Genomic DNA, 13,022 nt, shown 5'->3' on the forward strand with positions numbered 1-13,022 from the left:
CGGGAATGTTAAGAGTAAGCAAATGGGATAAATATATATTTTTAAAAAATAATGAAGAGGTTGAACGGCATCTTCCCAAGACGATAAATTTCTCCTCACAAGAGGAATTATGGGACTTTGTTAAAGAGCATCATACGGTGGTTATAAAACCCAGGTCAGGAAATAAGGGGAAGAGTATATTTAAAATTACTGCTTTAGAATCAGATGAAATCGAGATCCATTATTTAAATAGAAAAAGGAAATTTAGCAACAAAGATAGCGCCTTTGCCTACTTACAAAAAGCTAAAGCTCCTAAACATTATATTGCTCAAAGTTATATCCCTCTTGCCAATATCCAGGGTTACCCCTTTGATATTCGGGTAGTTGTCCAAAGACCAATAAACGCAAATGAGTGGGTCGTAACAGGGAAAGTTGCAAAATTAGCCGGGAATGGCTTCTTTGTTACCAACACTGCACTAAGCAGAGGATCATTATTACCTATTGCCGAAGCTATTAAAGCCTCAAATATTCATACATCAGATGAAAATAGCGAAAAGCTCATATCAGAATTAGAACGAATTACCTTGCTTGCTGTGAAGTCATTAGAGGAGCTTAATCCAGGCCATCGTATATATGGTTTTGATATCGGAATAGATAGTGACGGTTATATCTGGATTATTGAGGCAAACGTATATCCTGCTCTTTCTCACTTTTCAAAGCTCCAAGATAAAACGATGTACCATAAAATAAGAAAAATGTTAGGAGGAAACAGGGGGAAAATACGCAAAATAAAAAAATTACGCAGAAGAAAAAAATAAGAAGAACTTTCTGTTTAAAGGGCATGCCAAGGAACTCTTGGATAATCCAAGTAAAGATATGAGTATTGTTTAACAGCAAAAATCACTTCCTACTGTATTAGGAAGTGGTTTTGCTGTTTCACTATTTTTTAAATGAAGCGGAGTTTATACTATGCTTCGATTCTATAATCATAATAAATAGAAATTAAAAATTATATGATCAGATATTACAAGCATTCTACGTTATATTAACATTGAAAAGTTCCTACTTATAACTTACAATAGCACCAGATATTGTTTAAAAAATGAAATAATTAGCATTGTGTAACTCTTGATTAGGTATGGTGTTACAAGCTTGTTTACAATTGTTGCTGCTTTTTTTTTACATGATAATCAAGACCCAGCTTATGCTACATAAGGAGAGATGTCGAAATGGATAAAGGCAATCCAAATGCTCAAAAGCTATCTAATTTAAAAGGAGAGGAATTAGCCGGCTTAGCATTGCCAATCGTTCAATCATATAAAGTAGACTCAAAATATTATCAATGGACGATGAATGAATCTACTAGATTGGTGATCCCGAATACGGAAGAATACTTACAGAATGCAAGACTTAAAGAGGTTGTAGAATTAATTTCGTCTGAATTTTTCAAAAAGAAAATCCCTGCCGCTTTGAAAATCAATAAAATATATGCAGAGGGATCAGAAATAACGCCTCAAGATATTGTTATCACATTAGATGAGAACAGCTCAATTACAACAAAAAGTAATAGTGAAGAAGCCTATAAAATTGAAATCGGGGCTGAAGGAGTAAAAATAGTTGCTGCATCAGAAAACGCTGCTTTGTATGCATTACGTACCATACAACAACTCATGATTACGAATGGAAATAGTTTAGTTTATGGAACGATCATTGATTATCCCGATTTACCAGAACGACGTGTTCATGTTGATATCGCTAGAAAATATGTATCAAAAGATTGGATTATTCAACATATAAGAGAATTTTCTTACATGAAATTGAATACATTGCAACTTCACTTTTCAGAGAACCTGGGATTTAGAATTGAGAGTGATGTGGATCCGGCCATAGTTTCACAAGATGGGTATTTGAAAAAAACAGAAATAAAGGAAATTCTAGCAGAAGCAAAAAAATATGGGATTAATATCATACCTTCTTTAGATACGCCGGGTCATGTTGAACATATTTTAAAAGTCCATCCAGAATTCGGACAGGTGGATAAAAACGGAAACAAAAGCAAAGTAGCATTAGATGTTACAAATCCTGAAGCTGTTAATTATGTAAAAAGCCTTTATAGTGAATACATGGAACTATTTGAAGGTTTTACAGATTTTCATATTGGCGCTGACGAATATATGGAATTCGATCGACCACCATTTACCACTGATTACAAGGAAGTTTTAAATGACTATGCACATGAAACACTCGGAGAAGGATTTACATGGAAAGATGTAATAGCTAATTACATTAACATAATAGCAGCTCATGTGTATAATGGCGGGTTTAAACCAAGAATTTTCAATGATGGCATTTATTATGGAGAAAATGATGTAAATGAGCCAAAGCAGCAAATCCAAATGCATGATTATATTGGTATAGATTACTGGTCACAAATGAGCTGGAACCCAAGTATTGCAAACCTTCATACGTTTGTAGAAAAGAAACATAAAGATATATATAATCTAAATGCAGGTTATTTTTATTATGTATTGAGAAATGATATGCCAATGGATGGACGTAAACAACATTCATTTGACTTTTTAGATCAGGATAAAAGAATATTTAATGAGTGGACACCAGGAAAATTTGATCAAAATACTGTTGAAGATCATTCAGAATTTATTAAAGGAGCATGTTTATCTATCTGGAATGATAATCCTAACCTGGTGAGTGAAGACGTGATAACGGAGGATATCGCTAAAGAATTACGCTCCTTAGCAACAAAATCTTGGAATACTAAAAGTAATGAAGTAACTAACTTTCATACATTTGCAGAAAACCGCCAAAGATTAGGAAATGTTGCTGGATTTGAAAAAGGCAGTGAATTACCTGAAATCCAACCTTTTTCACCTATAGGTGATGTTAGCATTAAGTAAACCGATATGAAGAAAAAGGTAAATAAATAGCCGTACATTTAGTACATTAAAAAAAGCTTGGAGATTCCAAGCTTTTTTTTCATTTATGTTAATATCTATCCCTTCATCCAAGAACCTTTATTCCGCTGATTAGGACACAGTATTACAGAAAAGTGGAAAGAACACTTCTAGTCTCGCAGGAGTAAATTAGTTTCCAATGTTGTTAAACCGGGTAAGTATTATTTGTAAGCTTTGTAAGCAAACAAAAAACGGAATGGAGGCTATAACTATGAGTAAAACAGTTTTAGGTGTTTATAATTCTAGTGAAGAAGTGATTCGAGCCATTGAGGAATTCCGAAACGAAGGATATTCTGTAAACGACTTGTCGATAATTGCTAATACAACAGATGTCCCTTCCTCCATCGAAGAGGAAACAGGTGTAACATCCCAGGAGATAAACACAAGTAATCACACCCAAACAGTGGAAGACCAAGGGTTCTTAGCCAGTCTGTTTTCCCCGTTTGAGGATAATATGAATCAACAAAATGGGAGAAATACCTATCATGATCATTTGATCGCCCAGGGTATCAGTGAAGCAGATGCGCTAAAATACGAAGAGGATATCAATTCCGGAATGGTGCTGCTTCTTGCTGAAAAAGGACAAGAGAATTTTAGTGCTGCCGAGTTCTCGACAGGAACCATTGATCGTGAACATACTAACCTGGAAGACACTCTCGACACAGATAATCAGCGCTCACTAAAGCTCCGCGAAGAGCAATTGGATGTTAATAAAAACCGTATTCAGACAGGTGCAGTAGAGGTTAAAAAAGATGTTATTGAAGAACAGGAAACAGTAAATGTTCCAGTAAAACATGAAGAGGTTTATGTAGAGAGACGGGCAGTGGACAGTACTGATGCAGACACAACCACACCTATAGGTGATGATGAAACTATTCGCGTTCCAATTATCGAAGAAAGAATCGAAGTTACCAAGAAACCTGTCGTTACCGAAGAACTGGTAATTGACAAAAAGCAAGTTACGGAAACCCAACAGGTAACTGAAAATGTGAAGCGTGAAGAAGCAAAAGTGAAAAAAGAGGGCGATGCTTCTATCAATGAAACTACTACTGACAGCAATTGTGTGGATTCCGATAGATTCTAATGTTTAAAAAATATGGCTGTACTAAGAGGTTAATTTTATAGCACCTTTATTATTTAAGGATGATAATTAAGATGGTTTTTGTAAAAAATGCTCATCCTTTTGCTTACTAGAGCAAAAGGATGAGCATTTATCTTTCTATATTGCAGGTGAAATCCTATATCAAGGCTTTATGATGTTTATTACATCATGCCGCCCGTAGTCTGCGAGTGTGTAACATCGTTAACGAGAGGTGCAAAAATCGCGGTAAATAAACGTCTTTGATATTATTGACTGTAATATCTTTAACGGTGATTTACCGTTTTTTATAGGATGGTGTTAGCAAAATGTTAGCATTTTTCCTGACGCATTGTATCTTTATTCTAAAATACCCATTTCATATAAAAATCTTGAAGGTTGCTTTGGCCATCCATTGTATCTAATCGCATATGTTAATGTAAGCGTAGAGAGTGTACGTGTTATTGCGACAAAACAATTTCGTCTTTCTTCCTCCATTTCAATACTAATTTCACCTTTTTTCTTACTTGCAAATGAGGGTAGTTCGTCCTCTACTAGCCCCAAGATATATACGTGGTCAAACTCTTTACCTTTAGCTGAATGGATAGTTAAACACTGTACGTAACCAACATCTGGTTCTTTTTGTTTAGAGGACAAATCAAGCTCCTGTAAAAACGTACTAAGCGTTACATTATTATATCCGTATTTATAATAAAAGCTTGACATTAATTGTTTCCAAACTTCAAACTCATCATAAAATAATTCTTTATGTTCTTCTTCCATTTGATTAATATATATATCTGTATTTAACCATTGAAGAGTATCTTCTATAAAAGTAATAAAACTTTTCCCTTCAATAAGATTTAGATTTAATGATTGTAAATAAGTATTACTAAAATCTAGAGAAGAAATACAATTATAGTATCCCTTTAAATAATCACCATCTCTAGCTTCACTCCACGCTATTACCTCTTCAATATCTATTTCATATCTGGTGAAATACTCAAAAGTGTTTATTACTTCATTTAGAAACTTCTTATCATTCCTTTTATTTGCCAAACGAAGAAGACTATGCATCCAAGATATCTGTGGACTTTCAAATTCATTCTTCCTCTTAGAAATGACCGTCGGTATGTCCTTTTTCTTTAGCTCTTCATAAACCTTTAACAATAATTTATTAGAACGTGCAATGACAGCAAATGTTGAGCTATTTTCACGACTAACTCTTGATTCTAAATCTTTAACAATCCACTGCATTTCATCATCAAATGAAAGGAAGTTTTTTAAGCGTATTACTTCAGAATTATCCTCAATTTCTTTCATAGCATGAAGCGGCTTTTTATTATCTAACCGACCTTTATTATGAGCGATAAGGTTATTGGCTAACGTAACAACGGTTGAAGGGCATCTGAAATTATCAGGTAATTGAATAATATCAGCTTCATATTCCTCTTTAAACTCATGAATGCGCTTGTTACTTGCGCCATTCCACTGATAAATTAATTGGTCATCATCCGCTACAATAAATAAGTTTCTAAATTTGCTTTTAGTTAGTTGTTTAATCATTTGAAATTGTGCATAATTTGTATCCTGAAATTCATCAATACTTATATACGAATAAATTTTCCGGTAGTGATTCGCAATAAAAGGGTACTTTTTGAATAAAAGATACGTTCGAAATATTAAAGACTCAAAATCTAAAGCGTTCAATGAATTTAATTTATTAATGTACCCTATATATATTTTTTCAACTGCATTTCTCAAGTTAGGGTTTGTAATTAATTTATCCAATGGTGCACCAGACTCAATTAGATTCTTTTGAAGATATTGTATAACAGGTAGGAGATTTGTTGTCCCAATCGAACCTATCTCTTCATTACTTTCTAATTCCATTTTTACATCCTTAATAATCTCATCCAAATCTTTTGAATCAGAATAAATGGTAAAGTTTGGATTAACCCCTACATGAGAACCATGATTACGTAATACTTCTGCGCAAAAGCTATGAAACGTTCCTAAATACAATCTTTTATTCATATCAGGTACTAATTCATTTAATCTAACCCTCATTTCATCCGCTGCTTTATTAGTAAAAGTCAATCCTAATATCCTGAAGTTCTCATTTATTGATTCTTTAAGTATCCGTGCAATTCTATAGGTGAGTACTCTTGTTTTCCCCGATCCCGGTCCCGCTATGACTACTAATGGTCCTTCATTCCAATTAACTGCTTGCATTTGAACAGGGGTTAATTTGGACAGCTCTGTTTTAAATGGATCATTCATTTGAAAGACTCACACACCTTTCTATCATGTCCCTTATAAGTTCAGGCACTCTTTCACTATTGCATTTTCTTTCTTTTAAGATTTCTACTAATCTATTTGCGTTTCCCACTTTGTCTTTCTTAATAATTTCAGCTAATTCATCTTTATCTAAAATTCCCAGTGCATCTTCACTAATATTATAACCGTTTTCTATTGCAATAGCCTTATATTCCTCAGTAAAACCTTGATATGCTAAATACGTTTCAAAATCTTTTTGAGGGAGCATTGAAACAAGTTGTTCTATTTCTTCTTGTCTGTATCCAATTTTTTTAATTTGAGATAATGTACTTTCTCCTTGATCATCATTATCTGAAAGTAAAAGCCAAGGAAAATCAAGTAATTTAGCTAATTTAATAAATGCACCCGGAGAACCATTATTTTGATAATCAATTATACTTATACCATAATCATCAAGTGGAAGATCTAATAACTCTGAAAAATACTGTAAAAGTATATACTCAGTCTGTCCTTCTGCTAATAACCAACCTCTAGCAAAAAACAATTCACCTCTTGTCCTCTGGACAAACGTAAACAAGTCATTCTTCTCTTCTTTTGTAAGGATTAATTGAGATTTGACAATAAAATTGTCAATTACCTCAGCAAATTCAGTACCCTTATACATACCACATAAACCTCTGGATTCTTGTTCACTTATTGGCTCAAAAGCTACTAGTGTATTAGTAGTCTCATTAAAAGAAAATTTATTACCTTTGGCTTTAATAAATTTAAGTAAACTATCCTTTCCATCCACTCTAGCTTCAGCTTTATCTATTAGCAAGTGAACAAAAGTTTCAGATCCCTTTTTTCTGAATAATCTGAGGTCCATTAAATTCATATTCTGAACAAAATACGGAGAATGAGTTGAAATAATTTTTTGGCAATCAATTTTATTTATTTTAGAGGCTAAAGATCGACTTGCTTGAGGATGAAGATGTGCCTCTGGTTCTTCTAAAGTTAGTATTGCTTCTGTTTCTTGCTCAAAAGTTGTTTTTAATAAAACATCAATATATGCTTGAAATAAAAATAAGGTTGCTAGGCTTTGAGTACCTTGCCCATGCCTATCAAGAGGAAAATTAACATTACTTCCTTTCCCTTTCATTACAACTTGTGACTTTGAAAGTATATCCCATGTTTTTAACGGCAACGCATTTATTGACACAACTTCTTTATCATTTAATGACAAGACTTTGTGAATATTTTCTAGAGACTTTATCATTTCCTCTATATTTGAATCACTTTTTATTATTTCTTCATTAATTTTAGAAAGACTATCTTGAATGTTCTGTAGCTTTCCATCAGGGATATTTACCTTTTTCAAAAATCTCCCCCAAAATGGAGAATTTGAACTAAATGTATCATGAATATCGCGTAAAGCTTGCAAATAAAAGACTGGTGTTAATTGAAGAAAATCATTATATTTACTATTTGAAGCTTTACCAGAAAGTGATTCTCCTTCAGTATTAAGAAAGTCTGTTTCTATTATAAAATCTTTTTGACCTTCATCATATTTAGAATTTACCCTTAACCAAATTTGGTTTATTGCTTCTTCTTCATCTTCCTCCCACATTATAGGTTGTACAATTCCACCTAATATCTGAGGTATTTTTTCAGGCCACTGGTTAGGCTTTTCTTCCCTAAATATAAATTCGATAGTTATTCCATCAGAATTCTTTGGTTCACCTTTCTCATCATTTACATAGTAGTCATATTCATTAAAGGGGGAAACTCTTTTATTAGATCTGCCAAGTCCTAATTTAATAGCATCAAGAAATGCTGTTTTTCCTGAATTATTCTCACCAATTAAAATCGTATTGTTTGATAGTGGAACCCTGATCTCTTTTAAACTTCTAAAATTTTTTATTCTAACTTCTTTTAAAAACATTCAAAACACTCCCTTCAGTAAAATTTTCGAATTCCAATTTTTCAATACTTCTATATATCCAGTTTAGCTTATATTAAAATTTTCACTTAAAAACTTGAAAATACACGTACCACCCCTGAAAGATATCATGATGAAAACATTGAAGCATATGATTTTACTTAATAAGGGTATGGAAGTCTTGTATCTATTACATCGATAAATGTGTTGTATTTTTCAATGCTTTCAATTAATTCAACTGGTGTTCCTATATTTCTATCATTAAATGCGTGAATAGCATTTCTCCTTTGTTGAACCATTTCAACCCATTCATCCCATTCAGACCCCTTATCCCACAATATTCCTCTACTAAATACAATTTGTGAGTTCCTTTATCCAATCTAATCTCGCAGCTGTTAATTTATCAATGGCAGAATTTGGTACCCAGCCCATTGGAGAAGACCAAAATGATAGAATTTGATTCGACTTCTCTTTTATTTCTGTTAAATAGTTCACTAATTGTATCTCCCATTATTATTTTGTATTTTAAATTACCAGTCTATTATTGATTCTATCTATTTTTTATCCTCGTATATCATTTCTTAAATCTCGTCGTTAACAATCCTTACAAAAAAAGCAGTGCTAAGCTTTACAAATAATCATTTGAGTCCCAATAGAACTGCTATTTGACATATTATCTCTGCTAATTAGGTAGTCGTAACTTAAATTAGACTGTAATTCTCCTATCTACAAAAATGGCCTATCTTCTGATGTATTAATAATTGCCTAAACGCCCAGTCAAATACCTATTCTTCCTAAAGAAGTACTATTTTCTGTGTTTTGAATAAATAAACTTCCAAAATTTAAATTCAATGTATAGCACTAATATTAAATCTTAAACTATCCATTCTTCTGGAATAAGCTTATTGTTTTTACCTCTCCATTCACATACTTCATGCACTCCAGCTATATCGCCCCAAATACTATTATCAGCATGTTCCAAAACTATTACTTGGAAACCATTGTTTGAATTCTTCAATGCTTTTGACATTGTTAGGAATATTTTTTTTACTGCAATTTGATCTTCATCATTAATTAGCTTAGGATCTAGATCCTTTTCTGAATCTTTAATTGATAATTTTTGAGGAAAATAAACTTGACTTGGTTGATCATAAACTATGAAATTAGGAACAGAAGAATGGGTTTGACTATTAAAAAACAAATGGAAAGCTAGCGTTACAGAAATATGATATGCCAACCAGTTTGATCCACTACCAATTTCCCACAAGTAATCATCACGGCCATCTTCACCACTAACCTTAATAGAAAGATTTTCATAATCCATTTCTACAGGATCATTGGGTCTTTCTGAATCAAGGTGAGGCAATAATTTGATAGTAAAACCTTCAATTTTTCTTAATGCTGAATTTATCCTTTGTTTTATAGCAAATTCATTAACTTGGGACCTTAATCTTGTAAGTCTATCATTTATTTCAGTTATCTCTGTTGATAAATCACTATCTAATCCAATTGTTTTAAATGTCTCACTCACATATTGAATTTGTCCTAAAAATCTTGAGATATTTTCAATGGTATACTTTTCTTCAGCAGAAGCGTTTAAAATATTACTTTGAATATTGATTCTCTTCTGTATTGCTACTAGTTGCTCTGTTAGTTTCATTATTTCAGTTTTAACATTCTCATATTCTCGTTCAAATGCAGCTGGTATACTTGCGGTAAATCCTGATTCTTCCTCCAATTGAGTTAAACTAGAATAGAATTTTTCAATTAATTCTTTGGGGTGTCTATCTATCTTTCCGAAAATAGGGCAAGTCTCTTCGTTATTACTTAGACTTCTTAACCATTTTGAAACGTGTAATCTTTCAACTTGGATTGTTAATGATTCTCTATAACTTTCTACACTTTCCATTAATTGGGACATTTCGGTGTATCTTTTTTTAAAGGATGTTAGCATAAGGGAAATCTTATTTTCTTCTTTTCTTAGTGATACAATTTCCTGAGAAGATGTTTCGATATTTTCACGTAAAACACCGGCATCAGAAGCTTTTTTTTGAGATAATGAAGCTAATAACTCAATTTGATCTTCAAATGTTAATTGCGACAAATCATCATTTGTTTTTAATAGCCCGTACTCAACGGCAGCAGCTAGCCACCCGCTCATCTCCGTTTTCCACTTTTGTGCCACATCTTTTAATTTTGCTAAATCCTTTTCTTTACGTCTTAATTCTTTTAACAAAACATTAATTTCATGTCGTTTAGCAATGATTTCCGGTGTGACAGCCCCAAGTATATATGGAAAGATATTAATTAATTTTGTCCTATGCTCGGTAGTATCAGCTTTATAAAATAAAGTATTAGCATTGGCTACAATATTTTGCGGTTGAAAACAAAATGCCATTAAATCCCTGAACGAAGGCCTTCCAAAATATTTATTATCTGTATCTGCTTCTAAATCTAAAAAGGAAAGGGCTGCTAACTCGTCTAGATATTTCTTTACTACATTTTTATTCGTGTTTTTTACAGGTAACTCAGGTGTAACAACATCTCCCCCTTCCGCAATATACATATCGTCAGTAGACTTTTGTATACCCGGTTCACGTCTTGCAAGAAGTATTTGCTTATTTTCCGCTTGAATGACAATACCAAACCAACTACAAGCATTTCTTATAGTTTTTACAGGAATATAACAAGTACCTGAAGCAAGACAATAATCAATAATTGGAATAATTGCAGATTTCCCAGTTCTAGAAGCTCCAGTAATAATATTGATTTTTTTGAGCTTAAACTCAATTTCTTTAGGTTTAAAATTTGGATTTTTGGGCCATAATATTAATTTCTTTATTTGGAAATTCATATTAAAACCTCACTTTCAAAATTTGTGAGACCTCATGCATTGTGAGCTGAGAACACCAGAATCCGAGCTTTTCTGATGCTTTTCCAAACTTAACTATTGATTTGGGTTCGCTCTTATGTTCAGTTGTTGTAATTGGAAAAACAAGGGCATTTTCATAATCCATTGATATCAAAGATGAATATAAAGCAACCCTTATAGAGTCAAGAGTTAATCCTTTCATATTTGAACATCCACTATGTATCTGCAATAACATATCATTTTTTAATACTTTAGTAGTCAGAAATTTATCAGCAAATTGCCGTAATCCAGATGGTCTATTGGTACTATTTAATACTTCTACAAGGTCTTCTCTACATACTATTGGCAATACAATGAACAGTAGTGGAAAAGGTGTAAATGAAGAGTTATTACTGTAAAATCCACGTACAAAATTCCAAATAACAAATCCCCCAAAAGTTGGATTTTGAATATTCCTTACTTCTTTACTCAGATGTCCCATCTTTTTCGCATCCAATCTTGAATAATTTTTTGTACTCAGGATGCCAACCTATTATCAATTCATCAGATAATGCATGATAACAGCCCGGTGTGAAAAATCCCGGTACACTTAAATAATCAATATTTAAACTATCATCTTTACACCGCAAATATAGAAGATTTCCTTTTTCTTCGGGAGATAAACTTTTTTCTGTAAGATTAATAATTTTTCTTTTGTTGTTCCACTTTTTTACAAGTTCTTCTTCATAATTTAATAAATTACTCTCACTTATATCACCATGACTCGCCCATATTGTTCTGTTTATTGATGCTCTTAAATAATCACTAATTGCTTCAATTTTATCTGTATAATCACATTCAATAAGATCTAATTGTCCCAAGTAATTTTTCAAGATAACCAATTCATTTTCAATTTCTTCCTTTGAAGGTCTTGGAGCTAATTCTTTAAGACTTAGTTTTTGATTTAATTCTCGAGTGATTGCAACAAGCTGAGCTTTATATTCTGAATAGCTTATAGACATAACATGATTTGCTTCTATCAATTTTGCAGTTTTTTTATCAATCCACCCCAAAATATAATCAAATGCATATTCTAAAAGCTCGTCAGGAATTATTGTTTTCTGACAGAATTTATTGTATAAAGCCTTAGTATGACTACTATCAATTGTAACTAGTTTGAAATTTTTTATTATATTACATGCAGATGGCTTATTTACTGGATTAAAAAAACCTCTAACATAAAGTGAATATTGATCACCCATACTTTTTTCATTTCCTGTGTCATCATAAAATGCAGTTCTAGCTTTTTCCCACACTTCTTCCGCTTTTATGGGACAGTTTGCATTACTAAATAGATTAACAATGTTCCCTTTTCTATCTGCCGCAATAAATAACTTAAAAATAGTTTTATCTGGGTCCAGTTCCCCTTCTTGAACAGCTATCAACCAGTTGTATAATGTTTTCCATAAATCAACAGTTCTATCTGAAATTGGATTATTATTTGAAAGAACACTTTTCAATTGCACTGCTTCAATACTTCCATCATCTTTTTCTATAGCAATGTCATCAAAAACTTCTATACTTACTATTTCAGTATCAGTACAATCTAGTAGTTCAAAAAACGCGTGCCTTACTTGTAATGAATACGCATAAACTTTGTCAGGCACATGAGTATTTTTTAATCTAACCTCCTTACTATTAGTTTCCTTATTATTCACCAAAGTCTGTCAACTCCTTATTTATTAGTAAAATTCAGAAAAGTTCTTATTCATGGAAGATCTATAACTATTAAAATATGTAAAAGAATTAGGTCAAAAGTCTTCTCTATGAGAATTATACATAAACCTACATATTTCCTGCTTTTCTTACAAAATTCCAAATCTCATATCATACGTACTTAAAAACAAACCCCATTCCTGATACCGAAGGAATCTATACCTA

The 13,022-nt window shown here is 32.4% G+C and carries 10 protein-coding genes; 3 read left to right on the forward strand and 7 right to left on the reverse strand.

All coding sequences use genetic code 11. The features are described 5' to 3' along the window. The first annotated feature begins 5 nt into the window (after nucleotides 1–5). The 3 genes from IE222_RS16165 (at nucleotide 6) to IE222_RS16175 (ending at nucleotide 4,035) form a co-directional block, all read left to right on the forward strand. Entirely contained in the window at nucleotides 6–797 is a 792-nt protein-coding gene (locus IE222_RS16165; protein ID WP_191274545.1) for a YheC/YheD family protein, read from the forward strand. A gap of 411 nt (nucleotides 798–1,208) precedes the next feature. Then, nucleotides 1,209–2,894 (forward strand): beta-N-acetylhexosaminidase, encoded by a 1,686-nt coding sequence (locus IE222_RS16170; protein ID WP_191274547.1) that lies wholly within the window; start codon nucleotides 1,209–1,211, stop codon nucleotides 2,892–2,894. Nucleotides 2,895–3,162: 268 nt separating this feature from the next. Then, on the forward strand, nucleotides 3,163–4,035 hold the full coding sequence (locus tag IE222_RS16175; protein WP_191274549.1) for a YsnF/AvaK domain-containing protein: 873 nt from the start codon (nucleotides 3,163–3,165) through the stop codon (nucleotides 4,033–4,035). Between the two features lie 354 nt (nucleotides 4,036–4,389). Here the strand turns inward: IE222_RS16175 and IE222_RS16180 are convergent, their stop codons facing one another. The 7 genes from IE222_RS16180 to IE222_RS16210 form a co-directional block, all read right to left on the reverse strand. After that, nucleotides 4,390–6,312: an ATP-dependent helicase gene (locus IE222_RS16180; protein WP_223282745.1), complete on the reverse strand. Its 1,923-nt coding sequence runs from the start codon at nucleotides 6,310–6,312 to the stop codon at nucleotides 4,390–4,392. Next, complete coding sequence (locus IE222_RS16185) at nucleotides 6,305–8,233, reverse strand: ATP-dependent nuclease (RefSeq protein WP_191274553.1); 1,929 nt, start codon at nucleotides 8,231–8,233, stop codon at nucleotides 6,305–6,307. Before IE222_RS16185 ends, IE222_RS16180 begins: the two co-directional genes overlap by 8 nt. Nucleotides 8,234–8,391: 158 nt before the next feature. Next, the gene (locus IE222_RS16190) at nucleotides 8,392–8,568 is read right to left on the reverse strand and encodes a hypothetical protein (protein ID WP_191274554.1); all 177 of its coding nucleotides are present in this window, start codon (nucleotides 8,566–8,568) and stop codon (nucleotides 8,392–8,394) included. Between the two features lie 10 nt (nucleotides 8,569–8,578). Next, nucleotides 8,579–8,725 (reverse strand): hypothetical protein, encoded by a 147-nt coding sequence (locus IE222_RS16195; protein ID WP_191274556.1) that lies wholly within the window; start codon nucleotides 8,723–8,725, stop codon nucleotides 8,579–8,581. 379 nt (nucleotides 8,726–9,104) lie between these two features. Next, a complete protein-coding gene (locus IE222_RS16200; protein WP_191274557.1) occupies nucleotides 9,105–11,084 on the reverse strand; it encodes a DUF3732 domain-containing protein in 1,980 nt (659 codons plus the stop codon). Between the two features lies 1 nt (nucleotide 11,085). Then, entirely contained in the window at nucleotides 11,086–11,583 is a 498-nt protein-coding gene (locus IE222_RS16205) for a three component ABC system middle component (protein ID WP_191274559.1), read from the reverse strand. Beyond that, the gene (locus tag IE222_RS16210; RefSeq protein WP_191274617.1) at nucleotides 11,567–12,799 is read right to left on the reverse strand and encodes an ABC-three component system protein; all 1,233 of its coding nucleotides are present in this window, start codon (nucleotides 12,797–12,799) and stop codon (nucleotides 11,567–11,569) included. The genes IE222_RS16205 and IE222_RS16210 overlap by 17 nt, the downstream gene beginning before the upstream one ends. Nucleotides 12,800–13,022: the final 223 nt, after the last annotated feature.

This window comes from Neobacillus kokaensis (genome assembly GCF_014656545.1).
GTDB lineage: Bacteria > Bacillota > Bacilli > Bacillales > Cytobacillaceae > Neobacillus > Neobacillus kokaensis.